The sequence below is a fragment of the Microbaculum marinum genome (assembly GCF_037855135.1).
Taxonomy (GTDB): domain Bacteria; phylum Pseudomonadota; class Alphaproteobacteria; order Rhizobiales; family Tepidamorphaceae; genus Microbaculum; species Microbaculum marinum.
On the sequence record NZ_JAZHOF010000001.1, the window covers coordinates 606259 to 625594 of the forward strand.

The 19336-nt window shown below is 61.8% G+C and carries 10 protein-coding genes and 3 pseudogenes; 1 reads left to right on the plus strand and 12 read right to left on the minus strand.

The window, feature by feature from the left end; translation table 11 throughout:
- From trbK-alt to V3328_RS02890, 5 genes and pseudogenes are all read right to left on the minus strand, one after another.
- Complete coding sequence (gene trbK-alt, locus V3328_RS02870; RefSeq protein ID WP_340328127.1) at nt 1-288, minus strand: putative entry exclusion protein TrbK-alt; 288 nt, start codon at nt 286-288, stop codon at nt 1-3.
- A 29-nt stretch (nt 289-317) separates the two neighbouring features.
- Nucleotides 318-1091 carry a P-type conjugative transfer protein TrbJ gene (trbJ, locus tag V3328_RS02875; RefSeq protein WP_340328128.1) on the minus strand — a complete coding sequence of 258 codons (774 nt, stop codon included), beginning with the start codon at nt 1089-1091 and terminating at the stop codon, nt 318-320.
- Nucleotides 1078-1656 (minus strand): annotated as a pseudogene (locus tag V3328_RS02880) (conjugal transfer protein TrbE); the annotation flags it as partial. The pseudogene V3328_RS02880 and the gene trbJ, both read right to left, overlap by 14 nt.
- Before the next feature lie 44 nt (nt 1657-1700).
- A pseudogene (locus tag V3328_RS02885) lies at nt 1701-2764 on the minus strand (DUF7146 domain-containing protein).
- Nucleotides 2765-2825: 61 nt separating this feature from the next.
- A pseudogene (locus V3328_RS02890) lies at nt 2826-4906 on the minus strand (ParB/RepB/Spo0J family partition protein).
- Nucleotides 4907-5122: 216 nt separating this feature from the next.
- Here V3328_RS02890 and V3328_RS02895 point away from each other — a divergent pair.
- Nucleotides 5123-5980 (plus strand): RES family NAD+ phosphorylase, encoded by an 858-nt coding sequence (locus V3328_RS02895; RefSeq protein ID WP_340328129.1) that lies wholly within the window; start codon nt 5123-5125, stop codon nt 5978-5980.
- On the opposite strand, the gene V3328_RS02900 is transcribed toward V3328_RS02895, so the two are convergent.
- The 7 genes from V3328_RS02900 to V3328_RS02930 form a co-directional block, all read right to left on the minus strand.
- Nucleotides 5977-6885 carry an ArdC family protein gene (locus tag V3328_RS02900; protein ID WP_340328130.1) on the minus strand — a complete coding sequence of 303 codons (909 nt, stop codon included), beginning with the start codon at nt 6883-6885 and terminating at the stop codon, nt 5977-5979. The two genes, V3328_RS02895 and V3328_RS02900, sit on opposite strands and share 4 nt — an antisense overlap.
- A gap of 372 nt (nt 6886-7257) precedes the next feature.
- Complete coding sequence (locus V3328_RS02905) at nt 7258-7845, minus strand: hypothetical protein (RefSeq protein WP_340328131.1); 588 nt, start codon at nt 7843-7845, stop codon at nt 7258-7260.
- Nucleotides 7838-8344 carry a phospholipase D-like domain-containing protein gene (locus V3328_RS02910; protein WP_340328132.1) on the minus strand — a complete coding sequence of 169 codons (507 nt, stop codon included), beginning with the start codon at nt 8342-8344 and terminating at the stop codon, nt 7838-7840. The genes V3328_RS02905 and V3328_RS02910 overlap by 8 nt, the downstream gene beginning before the upstream one ends.
- Nucleotides 8345-8382: 38 nt before the next feature.
- Entirely contained in the window at nt 8383-10614 is a 2232-nt protein-coding gene (locus tag V3328_RS02915) for a hypothetical protein (RefSeq protein WP_340328134.1), read from the minus strand.
- Nucleotides 10607-14944, minus strand: a complete 4338-nt coding sequence (locus V3328_RS02920) for a DEAD/DEAH box helicase (RefSeq protein ID WP_340328135.1) — start codon at nt 14942-14944, stop codon at nt 10607-10609. The genes V3328_RS02915 and V3328_RS02920 overlap by 8 nt, the downstream gene beginning before the upstream one ends.
- The gene (locus V3328_RS02925) at nt 14941-17697 is read right to left on the minus strand and encodes a hypothetical protein (RefSeq protein WP_340328136.1); all 2757 of its coding nucleotides are present in this window, start codon (nt 17695-17697) and stop codon (nt 14941-14943) included. Before V3328_RS02925 ends, V3328_RS02920 begins: the two co-directional genes overlap by 4 nt.
- On the minus strand, nt 17694-19304 hold the full coding sequence (locus V3328_RS02930; protein WP_340328137.1) for an HsdM family class I SAM-dependent methyltransferase: 1611 nt from the start codon (nt 19302-19304) through the stop codon (nt 17694-17696). The genes V3328_RS02925 and V3328_RS02930 overlap by 4 nt, the downstream gene beginning before the upstream one ends.
- Nucleotides 19305-19336 lie beyond the last annotated feature (32 nt).

Genomic DNA, 19336 nt, shown 5'->3' on the forward strand with positions numbered 1-19336 from the left:
TCACTGATCCTCGATGTCGCGTTGGACGGGATCGGAGGGTGAGTGGCCGAGGAAGCGGTTACGGGTCTCGGCCCAGACGCGAAGACATTCAGGATCGCGCGCCGCCGCCTCTCCCATCTGCTGGCAGCGCCGTTGCTCCGCGCGCAACGGATCCGTGGCTGGGGCCAGCGCCGGCGCAGGAGCCGGCGGGACCGGCTCGTCCTCACGCGCCATTTCGATTACCGTCGCCGTGATGGCGAAGGCGACGAAGATGATCGCGCCGATCCGCGCCAGATTCTTGCCCTCCATCGCTCCTTCCTTTCCGGCCATCGGCCGCGTCAGTTGCCGCCTGTGTTGAACATTTGCGCATTGCCGGGCTGGTAACCGCTGCCGGGCGTCAGGAAGCGCTCGCGCTGGACCCGCCCTTGCTCGGCGGCGGCGGCGCGTTCGGCGTCGGTCAGGGACTGGGCGCGGCCATTGGCGGCAATGACGGCCGTGAGGTCGGAAAGCTGCTGGGCTTGGAGTGCGAGAAGCTGGTTTCCAGCTTGCGTCGCCTGAAGGGCGCCGGTCGCGCCCTGGCTCTGGTCGACAAGCGCTTCCATCTGGGCACGGTTGGTCTCGATATTGCCGACCACGCCAGCCTGGACGCGCATGGCGTCCTGCAGACCGCCAACTGTGTTCTCCCAGCGGGAGCGGGCATCGGCGACGAGCTGCTGTTCCGACGCGCTCATGTCGATGTTGGCGTATTTCTGCTGGAAAGCTTGGTCGATCTGCTGGACGTCGAAGGCGATATTCTGCGCCTGCTGTAGAAGGGATTGCGTGCGGCCGACGGCCTGTTGAAGCTGCTGGAGCGACGAGTAAGGCAGGCTCGTCAGGTTGCGCGCCTGGTTGATGAGCATCTGCGCTTCGTTCTGAAGCTGTGTGATCTGATTGTTGATCTGCTCGAGCGCGCGTGCCGCCTGCAGCACGTTCTGCGCATAGTTGGTGGGATCGTAGACGATCCATGCCGCGGAGGCCGGTGGCGCCAGCACCATCGGCAGCACCGCGACCGGTGCGGCGATGAGCGCGGCGGCAAAGCGCACCGCGCGCGAACGGGATTTACGTGTCTTCATGGTCAGTCTCCTTCTTGGGCTGGGGGGTGAGATTGCTGAGATCGGGAATGAGATCGGCCGCCCAGTCGGCACCGCGCTCGCGCAGCCAGGCGGCGAGGAAGTCCGTGCGGCCATGTTCGGAGAGGATGCGCGCGATGGCGGTCTGATCGGTCTTGGCGGAGGTGGCGCAGAGCGCGAGCGCCACTTCGCTGAGGCCCAGGTCGAAGAGCCGGTTGCCGCGCCGCGACTGGCAGTAGTAGTCGCGCTTGGGCGTGGCCCGCGCGAGGATCTCGATCTGCCGGTCGTTGAGGCCGAAGCGGCGATAGATCGCGGTGATCTGCGGCTCTATCGCGCGCTCGTTGGGGAGCAGCAACCGCGTCTGGCAGCTCTCGATGATGGCAGGCGCAACGGCCGAACCGTCTATGTCGTCGGAGGCCGGGTGTTTTGTTTCGCACTGCAAAGCCCCGCAGGGGCGGCGGAAAAGACCCGGCCGCAGCCATTGCCGGCCCGGGCCGGCTGCCGTTCGGTCGCCCTCTGAAGAAGGCCGGGGCGCGGCCCTCTCCGACATCGGATGGAACATCCCCGCGTGAAGATGGCGGTGACGCTCCGCCTGCCATCGGCATCTGCCGGTCACATTCCGTAAGAGACCTTCAGGAAACGCGCCACTTCCTGGGGCACGAGTTGCACCCGAACCGATGCCGTGAGGGCGTCGATCCCGCGAAGCCGCAGGTCCTCGTTGAGATCGCCCAGCATTGGCGCAATCATCAGAGCCTCGATCCCATCGGCCTCCGCGCGCTCGGTCAGTGCGTCGCAGGCATCCGCACCGGCCGGGTCGTCGTCGCGGACGATGTAGAGCCGGCGCAGCGTCGGTGGGAGCAAGTGGCCGGCGAGGTGCGCTGCCGATAGTGCTGCGGCCATCGGCAAGTCGGGGAGACGCATCGGAGCGACAGCATGGTCTCGATGCCTTCGCCGGCGGCCATGACGTCCCTCGCCACGCCGAAGCGCACCGCGTTGCCGAGGAGGTCTCCCATGGCCCGTCGCGGCGTGTCGATCGGTGCCTTGCCGAGCGTCTCCGTGTTGAACCCATGCGGATCGAGCCAGGTGCGATGGGCGCCAGTCAGATGTCCGTCGAGATCGGTGACGGATGCGATCATCGCCGGCCAGGTCTCGGTCGGCGCATGCTCGTCGGGCCGGTAATAGCAGTGCGGGTGAAAGCGCAGGCTGCCGGTCCCGTGCAAAACCGTGATGCCGCGGTCCCGCAAGTACGATTCCACGAGTGTGCCCGCGATCGGCCGGGCCATCGCAAAGAGGCGCCGTGCCGCTTCTCGCGATCCGGTCGGTGCCGGTGCCCCTTTGCGCTTCGGTATCGTGGCATTCGCTTCCGGGTGGGGGAGGCTGAGGAACCGCCGCGCCTCGTCGACCACGTCCTTAAAGTCGTCCAGGCCGCAGCATTCGCGGATGACGTCGAGCAGGTCCCCATGCTCGCCCGTTGCGGCGTCGGTCCATTTGCCCGCCGCGCCTTTGCCAGACTCCGGTCCGGTCAGGCGCACGAACATCGAGCGGCCGGGCGTGTTGCGGGCGTCGCCGACCATCCAGTAGCGGCCTTCGCGACGGCCGTTGGAGAGGTAGGCGCGGCACACGGCCTCGGCTTGTCCGGCGAGGCGGCGTGCGAGATCGGCGGCGGTGTCGTGCATGGTTCCCTCCGAAAGAACAGGGCCCGCCGACGGGCGGGCCCTGAGTGAGACGGAGACCGTGCTATTCGGCGGCGACGGATGCGGACGGCTCGACCGGGTCAGGATCGGATGACGACGCGTCTCCGTCCATGGCCGTTTCGCCGCCGTTTGCGTCCAATTGCGCTTCGCCGTTCGCATCAGTGGCGTCGACCAGTCCCGGCGTGCGCAACGGTTCCGGCAGCCAGCCGGTGCCGTCGAGCAACTGCTCGGCGCGCTCGGCCATCTCCGCCTTCTTGAGATGGTCGATCCCCTGTGCGGCCCGCTCTCCCTTGGCCTCGCGCACCGCCTCGAGGATGCGAGGCTTGGTGACGCGACCGAGATAGCTGTCGACGGTTAGCCGCCAGCCGGCCTCCACCATGCCGAGCGCGACGGCCCGCGCGAGCCGGTCGGCCTCGCGGATGCGCTGCCGGACGCCGTAACGGTCGCCCTTTTCATGGAGCGCGTTGACACCGAAGGAGACGCAATGGGCGAGCAGCGCCAGCCGGCTCGCCTCGTCCAACGTATCGATCCGCTTCCACAGCGCCTCGTCGTCATTGAGCGGCAGCTCGGCCTGCCAGGCTTCCTGCCGTTCCGCGATGGCCTTGGCCGAGACGCTGTCCTTCAGGTCATCGGCCTGCACGGGGAAGAAGATGTGCCGGACCGAGGCCTCCAGGCACCCCGGCGACGAGACGTGCTGGAAGGTGTCGCGCACCAGCCGGTGCAGGAGCGCGGTCATCGCGACGTGCGGATTGCCGGCGACGGCATCGCGCAGCGCCAGCGTGCGATAAGCGGTCAGCTCGGTGACGAGGCGATCCGGCAGCGGCCTGACGACGTCGTCCTCCTCGTCCGGCCTCTCGCCACCGGTCGTGATGACCGTCGGCCGATCGGCCTCTGCGTCGGATTCGACCCCGGATTCGGGATCGTCCTCGGCCTCCGGGGCTTCATCCTCCGGCCGGACGTAGCCGCGGTCGACGGCGAGCCGCCCGTCATGGGCGATGCTGACGAAAGTGCCGGCACGGGCGGTCTCGGCCGGCTCGTAGCGCATCGGCCGCTCCTCGTAGGCCTCAGCGCCGCCTCGATCTCGCCGAGCCGCTCGTCCACCTCGTCCGGCAGTTCGTCCGCTTCGGCGTATTCGGCCTCAAGCCGTTCCATCTCGCCCCGCAACGCCTCGCGGGCGGCATGTTGTTCCTCGGTGAGATCGACCGGCGTGCTGGCGAGCGGACGCAAACCGTGGGTATGTCCATAGGGGAAGTCGACCGCGACCTCGATCCACCTCCAGCCTTCCCCGGCGATCGCCTCCGCCTCGGCCTTGAGCTTGTCGGTGACGAGGCGCTCCAGGAGCGGCACGTCCTCGACCCAGCCGCCGTCGTCGTCCTGGAAGAGATCGCGCATCACCGTCCCGCCGGCCTCCTCATAGGCCTCGATCGTGACGAAGCGGACGCGGCGGTCGGCGGCACGGACGGTGTGCTCCGTCAGCATGCGGCGGATCTGGTACGGCTCCTTCGCCCAGCCGTGCTGGATCGCCTCCCAGACCTGCTCCTGCCGGGCGTGATCGTTCGAGACGGTGAAGGCCATGAGCTGTTCGAGGGTCATGCCGTCCTCGGCATAGATGTCGAGCAGCGTCGCCGACACGGTGACGAGCTTCAGACGCTGCCGAACGGTCGCCACCGAGACGAAGAACCGCGCGGCGATCTCTTCCTCGCCGAGCCCCTGGTCCCGAAGGGCCTGAAAGGCACGGAACTGGTCCAGGGGGTGGAGCGGGGCCCGCTGGACGTTCTCGGCCAGCGAGTCCTCCTCGCCGGGGATGTCGGCGCCGGCCTCGCGTACGACGCAGGGAACGACCGCGGTCTTGGCGAGCCGCTTCTTCTTGATGAGAAGCTCGAGCGCCCGGTAGCGGCGGCCGCCGGCCGGAATCTCGAACTTGCCAGTCTCCTGGCCTTCGGCGTCGAGGACCGGCCGGACATTTAGGCCCTGCAGGAGGCCGCGGCGGGCGATGTCCTCGGCCAGCTCCTCGATGGAGACGCCGGCTTTCACGCGCCGGACGTTGGCCTGGGAGAGGACGAGCTTGTTGAAGGGGATGTCGCGCGAGGCGCTGAGGGTGATCTTCTTGGAAGCTGTAGCCATGATGGGATACTCCGCGACGGGCGCCGAGAGCCTCTCTCTCGACTTCCAACCCGTCACGGAGAAGGGCGCAGCCCTCTCACTCTCCTTCGTGAGGTCTCCGGCTTCCGAGATCCTGCAAGGACATCATGTTGGTTTCGGGCCATTCTGGAGTAGTCTGAGACAGACGGATTGGCGATGTCGAATTTTGGGAGACCAAGGGCCTAGGGGAGGAGTAGTTTGGGGGCAAGCGAGTTTGAAGCCTGGCGTAGCTACTGGGACTTTCGCCGTGAGGTTATTCGTGATTGGCGATATGTCCGCTCGGAAAAGGCCCAGGACTTTCTGGCTGTTGTTTCTGTCACGTGCCACGAACGCTCCGTCGAAATTCCCGCAGGGCGCCATTTCTATGGCGCACAAGTCGCCCATCATGATGATTTCGAGCCAGAGATTAGGGACACTCTCCCCGGTCCCGCCCTCCCCAGTCGAATGAATCCGCTCCGAGATCGTGCGCGGGAAGGCCGCGTCAATCCGAAAGGGATTCCCTGTCTCTATATGGCCAGCGATGAACATACCGCGATGGCAGAGGCCAGGCCGTGGATCGGCTCGCTGGTATCACTAGGGATATTCCGGACAGAACGGGCCTTGAAGATTGTTGATTGCACAAGAGATGCGGATCAAAACCGCTTCTTCTTCGAAGGAGAGCCGACTGCGGAAGAGCGGCACGAAGTCGTTTGGGGCCACATTGCGCACGCTTTCAGAGAGCCGGCGACACGCGATGATGACATGGCTGAATATGCCCCTACCCAAATCATTGCCGAAATCTTCCGGGCGGAAGGATTTGATGGACTGGGTTACAGGAGCGCTTTCGGAACGGATCATTTCAACATCGCGCTGTTCGATCTCGACGCGGGAAAGCTAGTGAAATGTTCGCTGCATGAAATCCGCGACGTAAAGCTGGATCACGCGGAGACGACCAATCCTTATTTCGTGCAGGTTGAGGATGACGGCAAGCCCGTTCTTGTCCGCAATGTGATCACCGATATCAGGCCCGTGAAGCCAAGCGAGCGCGCAGATACCACAGGCGAAGACGAATCCTAGTCGAGCAATGCCAGGAGCCAGTCGGCGGCCTTGCTCGCCTGGCTGGCGGCGCGGACGATGGCGCGGTTGTCCTCGCGGAGGACCTCGAGCCATGAGCCGATATAGTCGGCACGCCGGACCGTCGGCACGATGCCGAGCGAGGCGCAGCAGAACGCGGCGTTGATCTCGGCGACCAACTCCTCGAAGGCGTACTTCCTGGAGCCGAACGAGCCCGAGAGGTCGCGGCCGAGCCGCGAGGGATGGCCGGTCGCATGTCCGAGCTCGTGCAGCGCGGTCCGGTGCCAATTGATCGGTTCGTAGTAGGCCTGCGGTGGCGGCACCTGCACGTAGTCGTGGGCCGGCACGTAATAGGCGCGGTTGCCGCCGATGCGAAAGTCGATGCCGGTCGCCTCGATCAGCGCCTCGACGCGCGGCTCGATCAAGCCCTCGGGCACGGGCGGCGCGGATGCGGCGACACCTTCGGGCAGGTTCTCGCACTGCTCGACGTTGAAGACGGTGAAGCGCTTCAGGAACGGGATCGCCTGCGGGTCTTCGCCGGTCTCGGCGGCGCGCTTCTTCTCGTCCTCCGGCACGAACCGATCGGCGTAGACGACGGTGGTGCCGCGCTCGCTATTGCGGACGTTGCCGCCGAGCGACAGCGCCTGTCGGAAGGTGAGCCAGCTCTGGCCGCCGAAGCCGCGCCCGACGACGGCGCCCCAGAGCAGGAGCACGTTGATCCCGGAATAGGTCCGGCCGGTCGAGGCGTTCTTCGGCATGGCGAGCGGCGCCTTCGCCGCCGCCGTGCCCCAGGGCTGGACCCAGGGCACGCGCCCCGCCTCCAGCTCGGCGATGACCTTGTCGGTGATCTCGGAATAGAGGTTGGTTCGGTCGCGCTTGGCGCCGGCCTTTCTGTTGTGTCTGGACATCGCGGTTCTCCGCGACGGGCGCCGAAGGCCTCTCCCTCGGCTTCCAACCCGTCACGGCAAACCGGTCCGCACTCTCACTCTACGGAGCCGACAGACTGAACCGGAGGCTCAGGGAAGCGCACAACGGAAGTGCCGATATTCGCGTCAGGGATGGACGCCCGGAAGGGGGGAGACCCGACAGAGGCTTCCGCCTCGCCGACAGTCCGGCCCGAAGGGGACGCCCGAGGACCATCATTGTCCTTGATTTCCGATCGGCCCGTGAGTCGATCAATTATACCTGAATCTCCGCACTAAACGCGGAGCTCTGAACACGGCCCCGAGATGCCAAGACATGTGTCGATGCGCAGGATAGAACTCCGCGTGACGGACCAATCAGAGCCCCTTCAAATGGGGGCAAAGTAATGTCCAGAGCCGCTCAGGCGTTGCAATAAGAAGCGGAACCTTCCGTAGGACTGCGTCAGCGCTTCGAGGAAGGCGCTTTTCAATGGTGAGAAACGTATCGCAGCCGCATGCGGCTGCATTGACAAGAAGCTGTCTGTCTTTATCGCTGATGAAGCCGAATGCCGGACCAGATATGATCTTTGCCGTTGCTGCTGCGGTTTCCGGCGGCGGATTCTCGGTCAAGCAAATGGACGAGTGATCGATAACGTCCCTTGCATATACGGAACGAGCGTGATTCCCCGCGGCATCAATTTCAGCCAGCGACTGGCGGGACACAATCCAGTCGAAGTGAGCTCGGTCATCGAACAGAAAGATGTTCTTCAGGCTGACGAGGATCTCTGCAGCGTCGGGCCGATTGAGCACCTGCGGGCAAGCGCCGGGTGCGTAGTCGTTCCTTTCTGGAAGCTCATCCTCGCCGAAAATGAAACCGCCGCAGTCGCAAAGCGCCTGAAAGGTGCAGGTGTCCAGAAATATCCGGTCTGGCGCGATGCAACGGGTCGGTGTTGTTGTCCTACGCATCGGCAGCCATTCGGGTGACGGCCTCTACCAGAACCTTTACCGCGTGAACCGCTTCTCCTTCGATCAACATGCCGCATTCGAGGTTTGTCGCCTTCGAGCGGCGAAGCAGATTGGCAGAGCCGACATACGCAGCCACTCCGTCCGCCAGCACAATTTTTGCGTGGAACGTTTCCTCGGCAGGATCTGCACCGCCGTAGTCGATGATGCTCGTGACTGCATTTTTAAGCCGAGTCGCGGCGGGACCGCCGATGCCGAGCTGCCCTGCATCACGAATAATTAGGATGCGTTCTTTGGCCGCCGTCGTCTCGAAAATTTCGGCTGCCCATTCCGCGCCAATGCGGTCGATATAGGGAACCATCACTGTGAAGCGTTCGCGCGCAATGCTGGCCAAATGTAGGAACGCGTCAGTGGTCGGCGTGAACGTAACGTAGTCGCTGGCGATATCTTTCTCGAGCGCGGACGCCAGTCGGCTCGGGGCCGGTGGCATGGTAACGACCAAGCGCGCGCTCGCCCGAGGCGAGATGAGGATGTCTCGCGTCATGATCCTAACGACGAGTCGAAGAAGCCTATCAGATCGGGTGCGCTACTCGGCTCCCACTCTGGGCCGCGACCTCCTTTAAGCGTCGCCCTTGAAAGCAACAGGTTTGACGCGATGCAGTTGATTTCGGACACCACTATGCAGGCTGGACATGCGCCGCCGCGGATGTCGCATAAGCTTCCTGACCCGCAGCGTAGTAATCTCGGATCCAGTGCTCGACGCAGGAATTCGTCGGCGTGATTGCGCCACATTGCGGAGATGTTTCCCAGGTCAGGGGTCATCCCCTTTCGATAGATCACGAACGACAGATCTGCAGGAAAGATGTGCTCGCCGATTCCGTCCCGGTCAACGCCCGAAGTATCAGCCAGCGAATGCATCATTTGATGCGAGAGGCTGTGCAGTAGCAGGTAGATATAGGCCGGTAGCGTCCTGGGGTAGCTTCCGCTACCTTCCCGGTCCTTGAACATTTCAAGGAAGGGGCCGAAGTCGGCGTACTGTTCGAGATAAGCGCGTCCGAGGCCGTAGTCGGGCACATCAATGACCTGGTTCGCCATGAGCCAGCGGCGGACGCGCATCTCGTCTAAGCGGAAGTAAAGCGCCTCGTTGCGTTGCTGGGTGACGTAAATGGGATGTTTCGGTCCGGGAATCGGAAGCCGGTCAAACGCCTTAAGCCGGACCGGCATTTCGACGCTCATTCCTTGATGCTCACGTTTGTATACGGGCGAAGACGAAACCCTCGTATAGCCAAAGCTGAACTCGCAGATCGGCAGCCCGCGGATTAGAACAAGCTGCTCCAGGCCGAGGTGCGATAGAAGATTTCCCTTGGCGGCCTGGTATTTCGCAAGTGCACCCGGGTCATTGATCACGTCGGATAGGGTGACGTCGGGATTCATTACGTCCACGGCGCCGTGATGAAGCATTGCGTCCTGAATATGCTCGCGGACTAACGCGTCGTGCTGGACTGTGAGGCGGACTGGATCAAAGCGCTGCGTCCAGTCCTGACGAGCGATCACAGCCTGAGCGACGCCCTGGCTTTCGAGCTTGCCGCGCTCTACGACTCCGCCGGCGAACCAGGTTTCCCGGAGTTCCGCGGCATTTTGCCGGTGACTACGCGCCCTGTCAGATCGGCCGTCTTGATCGCTGCGGGCGGCCATACTTAGGAAGGTTTCGTAATCTTCCCATTCGCCACGGTGACTATCGTGCGCCTGAACTTTCTCCCGAATTTCGTCATCGCTTGGCTCGCTGAACGGTATCGCATGGATGTCGGCGAGCTTCCGCACCAGCTCGCTTGTATGCTCTCGCGTCATGAGCTCCACGACGGCACTGTCCTGGAACTCGATAAAGCTGGTGCGCTGAGGATAGAAGGCGGAGTTTGCCCGGTACGAGACCGGGAGCATATTGACTTCGATCCACTGGAACGTTCTCCCGCCAGCGTTCTGGTCAGCCTGCAGCCTGGCCAGAACTTCGGGATCGGCTTTCTTCAAGGCGCGCGTCTCGCCACAACCTTCACAAACGTACCGCCACTCGGAGAATACCGGAGCGTCATTGCGCAGACGAAAGTTCTGCGATCCGCATGTGCACATGCGGATTTGCCTGACTTCACCTGTAGCCGCGTCGAAGTTGTAGTTGAAGGGACTGAGCGGCTTCAAGTTTCCGGACCAGTGTACATAGACCACATCGCTCTGGGTCCAGCGCGCGTCATGGCCGTTGCATTTTCTTGGAAGCGGCCGTCTCGCTTGGTCTTCGATGCTTTCGTATTCGCGGGTCGAGCCGCAGATACCGCATCGGTATAGGAGAGGATAGGGGACGTAACCGACTCTATCTGGGCCAGTCATCTGGAAGGTCTGGCGTTCTATATTGACTTGGCCCGTACGAGAATCGCGAAACGGTGCGTCGAGGATAAATTCGTCAGGAGCGTCCGGGAGCGCTTTTCGGATTCGATCTCGCCAATTCTGCACGAAATCGCGCATATTCTCGTAAATCAGGTCTACGGTCGTCCGGCCTAGCGACTTTGAAATGTCATTCGCCAGTGGTACCGAGCGGCAGATTCCTTTGCCGCCCTCCCAAGTCAGGAGCACGCCCGGGGCGTACGCGGTGGCAAGTTGGACGCGTGAGCGCGACATCGTCGGTGGTTCGAGCGGATCGGGTCCTGGACTTCTACCGCCGAATCTCGACGGGCGCCGATTGCTGGCGTTGCGCCAGTCCGTATCGCGGACGGGAGGTCTAGCCATCAACGCCTCCATCGGCATCAAGTTCAGAGCCAAATCCGCGTTGCGTTCGTATCGCGCGCATCACTGCGGCCAATTCAGCCCTGTCGATGTCGGTTGATCGGCCGGTGGCGAGCGGGTCGCGTCCGGCTGCAACGATGTACCCAGCTTCGTCGACGTCACGGAGTGACGTCATCGGCGGTCGGAATGCCGGGATGTCATTCCAATAGTCGCGGAGTTGCGCAATCGTCGCCCGCGCGGCCACGTCCCGCACGAAGGTATCCACCTGCTTTTCGATAAGCCCGCGATAGAATTCGCCATAAGGAGGTGCTCCGAATTGGGCCGCGCCGCGTCCAGCGAACCCGATCGAGCGGAGGATGAAAATTCCAAGCTCCTCACAGAAAGCCACATGATCGCGCCTAGCCATGGCCGCGAAGCGGCTGACCTGATCCATCTGCGGGACCGACGCCTTGCGATCATCGCCGAGAGCGAGGAACTCTTTCGCTTCGCGCAACATGGCCCAAGCCTGCACATGGGAGGCTAGTGTGCGCTTGATTGCGTTCTCCGCCCAACGTTCGACGGCGGGAGGCGCGATCATCCGTTCAAGGAAGCGATGGAAAACGTCGTGGGTTTCGACGACATATCGGTCACGCCGGTTCTGAGGGGTGGGTAGGAGCAAAACAAAGCCGACATACGTGCGGCCCACCCGGCTTGAAGCCTGAATGTATTCGGCGATGTCGGACGGCAAGCCCGCGAAGAACATGCTGTTGAAGCGGTCGACATCGACACCGTGGCTGATCGCAGAAGTTGCCACGATGTTGCGCAATGTCGTGGCTATGTCCGGCAGTTCCGCGCCCGCGAAGGAGAACTGGGCATCCTCCATAATGGTCTGAATATCTTTCATGTCGATGCCGCCGGAGATGAGGCGGCTGTCGAAGGGCATATGGCGACGTCCGAGCGGCCGATGCTGTTGCTCTATCGCATCTCCGAGGGCATCGATGATCTGGTCGCCGCCCTTCTTGTTCGTAACGTACGCGAGCGCTATGCGGTGGAGATCGACAAGCGCGACGATGTCATCGAGGCAGTTGCCGTCCACCGCGCGGTCGATCGCATCTCGCCGCCACTTGCCGGCGGCCTCTTCCGAGATGGCGGCGCGGAGCCTCCCGACGGCTGCGTTTCGCGTGGCCTCTCCGAGGAGCCCGTCCCACGCCTCGGTGATGATCGCGTGAAAGGCTGCGAGAACGGTCACGGTTGTGACCGTATGGGTAGCCCCGTTGGTCATGAGCGATACATACAACCGCATCCAAGGCGTGGTGGCCTCGGGCGCAAGGTGGACCGGTAGAGCGCGTGCCAGCGCGAGCCGGTCGTCGTTGCCAGATGGCGGGGAGGCAGGCTCCGAAAAGAACGAATGATAGAGATCCGGGCCAGGGTAGGGAAAACGGAGCGGGCGACGCTGGTAAAGGGTTTCGAGCTGCTTTTCCGGTCCCGAGATCGTGGCAGTCGCCGCAACGATCTTCGGCTTGCGGGGAGCACCCCAGCCATCCCCTGTCCATTGCCGAGCAACGTTCAGATCGTCGCCCGCCATCTCTGAAACTTCGTCGAATATGTGGTCCAGCAGCGTGTCGAAGATACCGCTGAACGTACCAAGACTTTCTTCCAGGAGGTGAGCTTCGTCCTGGATTATCAAAGATGGGAAGGGATCGTGAAAGACACGCTGGCCCGCTCGGTAGGCGGGGAACACCGGTAGGCATGCATCCTGGGCGGGGCCACCACGGAGGTCTTCTTCCCGTCGCGGTGTATCGAAATTGCCGCTTTGGTCGACCCACCTTGCGAGCCCGAACATGCCCAGGACCTTGCTGATCGTGCCGGTGTATTGTCCGAGCATCGCCAGTTTGTCGATCGTGCCCAACACGACGGAAGGAGCCCTTGCATAGATGGAGTCATCGGTCAGGAGGAACGGTAGCGGATGTCTTCCGCCATGGGCTGTGTTCCACTCGCATGCGGTGTTGAAGCAAACGATCGCCGCCCGTTTCCCTCTCGGGCCGTCGCGCTCATCGCGGCGCAATCCGGTTGGGCTTCGGCAGACCGGGCATTCCGGTACTTTGTTGTAGGATTCGACGGCCTCGATGTAGCGCTTACCGCGTGCACGCGCGTCCTCATTTCCGGATTCCCCGTCAAGATTGGTGTCGTCCGGGTGTTCAGAATCACCAATCAGTGGAATCTCGGATCTGAAGGCAGCGTAACTGTTCGGCGTGTTCTGGCTGCCGACCCAAAAGCCTATTTCGAAAGGCCAAGTGCCGGCGTGATTGTGGCGGCGGACCATTTCAGCGTGCACGAGCAGCTTTAGGAGCCTTTGTGCCTGCTGCAGCGTGAGTAGCCTGAGGGGGTAGCGAATTAATGCCGTAACGCCGCGGTCCTTTCCACGGAGGCGGTCGAGGAACATAGCGAAGAGGAGGGCGCCGTAGAAAGCTTCCGACTTGCCGCCACCCGTTGGAAAGTAAAGCAGGCTGGCGGAATCTTCATCGAGCGCGGGGTCGTGGTAGTCGCGCCAATCCGAAATTCGCGAAGCGAATACCGGTATGTGTGCAAGGATGAACGCCATCTGGAACAGGCGCCAACCACGCTCGGTATCGTACCTGTCCCGGCTGGCGAAGGCGGCGTTCGTCATGACCCAGGCCCGCCACGGCGCGGGGCGGCGCTCAAGAGTCTCCCTCTCGGTTTTGCCGGCGGCTGTCAGCTTGTTTGCTGCCTCCTTGGATGCAATGAGCAATTCCACTCCGCGTTCTATAAAGCGGGCTTCGTTGCGCATGGCATCCAGGTCATTGCGCAGGCGATCAGCCTCCCGTTTTGCGTCGGCTTCATCCAGATCGGCAGTAACGACACTGGACAGGTAGGACTCTTGCTCGTCGATCCAAACGCGATAGGTCTTCGGGAGGTTCGCGAGGATGCCGACATCGAACGCGGGATCAGCCAGCGTCGCGAACCGATAGGGGACATCGATATGTCGTGCCACGATCCTGGGCTGCGCGAAGCGCGGGGCGACGGTCGTGATGAGCTTGACGGTGTCATCCTGCGCGCTCGAGGCGATCCCGCAGTTCAAGCCGATTGCCGGATAGTTGAGGTAGTCGCGGAAACGATAGGAGGGCTCCACTCGATCAAGTCGCAAGGGGCGATGAGCTGACGACGGTATCTCGACCGAGAGACTCGCGCCGAAGATCGTATTGCATCGTCCTTGAGCGTCTTGAGGTGTAAGCTCGGTAGATTGGTTGTCGAGGGTTATTCGGAACGAGATGCGTGTCGGGTCGATGAAATCTTGTTGCCTATCCACTTTGACGGCGACACGAGAGAGATCCGGTACAGTCCGCGACGTGTCGACGGGTTTGCCAATGATCGACGTTATTGTGCGTTGCCAGGCGTCTTCGGTCAGAGTGTCGGCTGGGCCCACCCGTGCGTCGCGCCAAATGCGCGCCGCCCCGTCGCCGGACACGTAAGTGTTGATCTGCGCGGCAACGGTGTCTATGAGACGCGCATTGTAGCTGTCGACTGCGTCTTTCAGCGTCCCCGGTTCGTCATCCGATCCGAATTCGAAGGTTGGTAGTTGCAGGTCGAGCCTTTGCCATTTGCCGGGGATCGGCGCCGGGTCGATCAGCGTGAGCGGAATGTTGCGGCCTTCTCTGAGCAACCGGGAAACCGGAGTCGGCGGCGCGGCGGTGTCTTCGGGGCTGTTGGCATCCGCGATCACCTCACTCTCATCTGTCGGTATCGCATCCGTGCTGGTTGCTGGATCTTCGTGGACCAGTTCGATGCCGTGTTCGGCGTATGCCTTTCTCCGTACCTCGGCGAGGATGTCGGCGCGCTGGGTCCGAACTCCTGATCGCTGGGTCTCGTCCATCGATCGCCAGTCAGGACGTTCCAATCCAGCGGATTGAAGTGCTGCCTTCCGGTTGGCCCTGATGGTGTCGTCGATCTGCTGCTGTACGGCTGGTCGCAACTTGAACTCGAAATCGAGGTCGCCACCTCCGGCGGCCAGGTCGGACCATTCTGGAAGGACGCGTAAATATATCGAAAACTGCGGCGTTGCGCGGATGGTGGCTTCGGATCCAGACGCAATGACGAAATCGACGCCAATAGCGGCAACCCTGATGTCGGAGGTTTCGTCGTCGCCTGACACACCGTAACGCGGCAAAAGTTGTCCCGAGACAATATTACGCCGTGGAGAGCGGCCGAGAATGGTGCGCCCGCGATCATCCATGCCGCTGACACGCGCGACGAGGAGGTTCACAAGAGAGTCGCAGACCGCCTCCTTGAGCTCGACATCGATCATCTGCAGTTGCTCCGTGGAATAGCCTTTCATATCGCCCCCGCCCGTTCGATCTTCGCTACGGTGGCCACATGGCTTTCCGCCATGGATCTGAGCGCGCGAATCTCATCGGTTCTGTCCACATTCTCGGCAAGTGCCGCATGTGGATCGGTTAGAATTCCCCGAAACGCGTCATGAAAAACGTTTCCAGAGCGTAATCGATGTGAACGTTGCGCCACGACGGCCCAGCGCCAGAAATTTTCGGCAAGCTTCGGTCCGATCCCAAGTGCAGCGGTGAATCTCAGAAATGTATCGCGATCCTGCGGTGCATGCGGGACGACCTCATGCAGTTCCTTTTCGAGCTCTTGCTCCAAGCTAATCCAATAGCGAGCAGTGTCCAACGACACGCGAGGCTCGCCCATCTCAGCGACAACGTGTCGGAGCCGATCCACTATTGAGTGGCCGGGAAGCGCCGCGAAACGGGATGCCACTTGATTGTGGTATTCTCGAATCTCGGCGGCGGCCGTGCCGCGGACATTCAGGAGTGATCGCGCGCGTTCGATGAATGCCGGCCCGATAACGCAGATTTCTTCACCGACCTTGATGGCTGAGGCCGGCTTCTCGATGAAGGCGAGCGTCGTCGCGCCATCGTGCCGAACCACAATGCCGGTTGACCGACGCGAGAGAATCCGTTGGCCATTGTTCATTCGGATCTCGAGAAGGTCCCGGTCGTCCCGGCCGCCGCCACTGAGATCAATGACCGTGCCAGTCGGAAATTCGATATCCTCGGACGGCAATTCGTCGTCCAAGCGCACGGCGTGCCGGCCAATCTCAGAGATCCGCGCAAAGCCCTGCGAGGCGAATTGCCGGAGCCGCTTTGCCACCACACCGTCATCTAGTTCAGACGCCAAGCGTTCGGCGTCCTTGGCGGCGAAAGCCAGAGTGTCGGCATCCGCGAGAATCACCATGCGGTCAGGCAACCATGGCTCAGCGAGGGTTGCGAGGATTGAAGCGCTCGTCGGTGCTACGAGAATCACACGCTTGAATTGGTTGCGGAAGGACAGATGTGCTGCAGAGACGGTTGCGATCAGCTCGCTGCCGCCAAGACGGACCATGTCGCTATCGAGACGGTCATCGAGTTTGGGAATACGTTGTGTGAGTTCGTTGGTTGCGAACTCAGCGATCATGTCGGAACGGAAGACGACCAAAGAGCGTGAGCTTGATCGAAGCAAGGCCTGCATCGCGTCTTGAAGCAGCAACGCCATCGGCGTTTGGGCCTCCAAGGCACGCATAAGTTCCCGGGCATTGGTGGCAATCTCCTGTCCAACGTCCAGCTGACTGGCAAGGCTTCGAATATCGCTCAATGAAGTCAGGTTGGCGCCGATACGATATGACGCGAAAATGTCGGCGGCCATTGCCGTCGTCGTCTCAGTCTCAAGAAACGCGGAAAAAGCCGAGAGCGACCCGGGCAGACATGCGGAGCGACGGATCGTAGCAATGACGTCTCGAACGGTCGCGGCTTCCGAGGGGTTTCCGCGGTCTGCGAGCGCGCGCGCAAGCGATCGAAGGCGCTCTATCAGGCGGTCCAAATCGCCAAAGAAGCCATCGACCTCGATATCCACCGGCCCCTCGAAAGCCGGTGCGGGCTTTGGGGACTCCGTCAAAATGTCGTTGCCGGGAGCAAAGACGACCCGGCCGGGTGCGGGAAACACCTTGCCCTTCTTGCCGGGCGTTCGTGAGCCGAGAACCTCGAAACGAGCGACACGGTATGCCCAAGGCTCGTCAGTAAGAGCGAGAATAGCTGTGTCGGGATGCAGCTTCCGTACCTGGTCGACGACCTCTCTTGCGCGAGCCTGCCAGTTCCAACCCAAACGTCCTCTTGCGGTACGGGAGAGGTCGATTATGAAGAGGTGTGGACTCTCCGCGATGGCCGCGAGTTGTCGGCTGACGGCGTCGTTCGCCCGTATGGTAAATACGTAGTATATCGCCGATGCTGGATCGTCTGCGGCCCCGCTTCTCGAGAATTGCCCTATGTCAGTCTTGTTCCTGGTGCGCCACAAAAGCTCGCTGTTCGCCGGATGCGGCCCGTCGGGAGGTCCGTGGGGGACCAGCTCATCCAGGATAGGGTGTTCGAATTCGACATAGGATTGACCGTCTATCGCTTGTCCGGTGAGTTGGCGGACGCGGGACAGCACTTGATGGTAGTCTTTTGTTCCCGGCGTTGCTGGTCCGTCGAGGCACCTCTTGACGTGATCGAAGTGGACCGAACCGAACTGGGTTCGGTCAACCTGCACCTGTCGTGCGGCTGCATGCGTGCTGCGCGCGTATGGGTAAAGCAAGGCCCGTAAGCCGTCGGCCTGCTCGCGGGCGTCCTCGTGTTGGCTAGCGACGACAATTTGGGTCGGCTGCGCGCTCGCGGTCGCGCCAAGGGCGATCAAGTCCAAGATGCCCGACGGGCATGGCTGGGAGAGCGGCCACGACATTACCACGCGCGCTCCGCCGTCGTTCATTGCTTCGAGGGCAGATCGGACAATCGTTTGATACCAAGGTGCGAGATACGCCCTTGCGCGTGAGCCGAGTCGATAGAAAGGCATATCGGCGAGCGCTTGCAGGTAGGCTTCTACGTTACGGTGGGCCCGAGTGGCTTTTGTCTCCGCCTCCGCGTCCTTCTGATGCGCTGCACGTTGGTTCGCTGCCGTTCTCATCTTCTCGAGGAGGGCGTCTCGACGTTCCTTGAGCTCCTGCTGTTGTTGAGCACGGTCCTCAAAGCCGTTGCCTGGCGGACGATCAAAACGGCGACGTTTCATCGGGGCCGCACCAATGGGGGTTGTGACAGGTAGGCCTGAGCCGCTGCCGCCTCGGCGTCTCCCCGGGCGGCCTTGAGAGCCTTGGCGAACGCTCGAGGAGAGGGCAGGTCCAATTCGCGAAGTAGAGAGACTGAAACGGCGGCCGTGCCGGATACACGGCGATAACGTCGATCAACCGGTCCGGTATTGAGCAGTTTGACCAAGAGACTCAGTTGTTCAGCATCGTCGGCAGTCAACAAGATTGTATGGTTTTCGGTGACGAAGCCGCCCCATCTCTTGAGCACTTGAGGATCGACCATTGCAGCAATGAGGCGCCGGGGCTGTTTGTCGTTTGTTGTCCGTTGCAACACCGCGGCCGGCTTGCGGACAATCGAGGTGCTTGGCCCATCGAACTGGATGAGATCGATGGGGCTACCGTTTTTCCCGCTTGGGCGACAGAACTCGCCGGGCCGAATGTTCTTCGCCCAAATAAGGGGATAGACCGTTTCATCGCCTGGCGACGTGCGCATGCGGTCGCCCTCGCGATTCCATACGAAATATCCCGCTTTGGCCTGCACACCATAATCTGCGAGTGTCGCCCCGCCGACGGTTGTGGGATCCGTCGCGGGTAGGGGCCAGCCTGCACCGGTCTCCTCAGGTAGTTTCTCCTCGACAACAGGTCCTTTGGGAAGGTCTGTTCCAATGACGGGGAAACGCACTGGCGAAGCGATGTCGTGCGGCTTCCCCTTTCTCGCGACCAGCACGCTGACGTCCTGAGCGACATCGACGAAGACACCATCCCTGCCTTGGATCGACGCGATTGCAAGAACCTGCGCTTCGGCCCGGACGAATTCGCGCATCCGATCGTAGAGTGGCCCCGCTCGAAAGCTTGATGGGATTACGAGGACAACGAGACCGCCATTTTTGGCGATGCGAAAAGAAAGTTCCGCGAAGAGTGCATATTTGTTTATGTGACCACTGTGAGCGATCCGCTTCCATTCGTCGCCATGTACCTCATCAAGGGATAGTCGACCGTAAGGTGGGTTCGCGATTACGAGATCGAATGATGTTGCCGTCGAAGTCTTCAGTGCGTCGGCTGTTACGATGTTTTTCTTGGGTAGCTTAGCGTCGAGTTGTTCTTCAACGAGGCGGCGTGATAGTCGGGAGAGGCCTTCGTCAATCTCGATCCCATTTAATCGGCGGGCGACATCTGTGCTGTCCAGCCCGGTGTCTTTCATCCGTCGGGCGAGCGTAGACAGGAATGCTGCTCCACCTGCCGCTGGGTCTAGTACGGTGTCTCTCTCCATATTGAAGCCTGCCTCAATTGCGAGATCGACGACAGCGTTGGCGACAATCGGGGGCGTGAAGTAAGCGGCTTGGCTGCGCCGAACCTTTGCCGGCAGCATCAACGTGTATAGCGTTCCGACCCAATAGTGGCGCTCGTCAATCGGGAGCGCGCGGAGGCGTTTCTGGAAGGACGCAAGTCGCTCGTCGGCTTTCTTCTTCTTAATGAGTCCGAGGCAGGCATCGGCACGCACCGACGGGGTTGTTGTCTGCTCAGCAAGAACCTTCGCGGCCCTACGGGCGCACGTGAGCAGAGTTGCTTTGTTGTTATCCCCCGAATCCATGTCACCTAACTTTACGTTGGTTTGTTGTCCAT

Bases quoted from the DNA above. Each gene is read 5' to 3' on its own strand.
- V3328_RS02905 (WP_340328131.1), bottom strand. From the start codon at position 7,845: ATGCGTAGGACAACAACACCGACCCGTTGCATCGCGCCAGACCGGATA.
- V3328_RS02915 (WP_340328134.1), bottom strand. From the start codon at position 10,614: ATGGCTAGACCTCCCGTCCGCGATACGGACTGGCGCAACGCCAGCAAT.
- trbK-alt (WP_340328127.1), bottom strand. From the start codon at position 288: ATGGAGGGCAAGAATCTGGCGCGGATCGGCGCGATCATCTTCGTCGCC.
- V3328_RS02930 (WP_340328137.1), bottom strand. From the start codon at position 19,304: ATGGATTCGGGGGATAACAACAAAGCAACTCTGCTCACGTGCGCCCGT.
- V3328_RS02925 (WP_340328136.1), bottom strand. From the start codon at position 17,697: ATGAAACGTCGCCGTTTTGATCGTCCGCCAGGCAACGGCTTTGAGGAC.
- V3328_RS02900 (WP_340328130.1), bottom strand. From the start codon at position 6,885: ATGTCCAGACACAACAGAAAGGCCGGCGCCAAGCGCGACCGAACCAAC.
- V3328_RS02920 (WP_340328135.1), bottom strand. From the start codon at position 14,944: ATGAAAGGCTATTCCACGGAGCAACTGCAGATGATCGATGTCGAGCTC.
- trbJ (WP_340328128.1), bottom strand. From the start codon at position 1,091: ATGAAGACACGTAAATCCCGTTCGCGCGCGGTGCGCTTTGCCGCCGCG.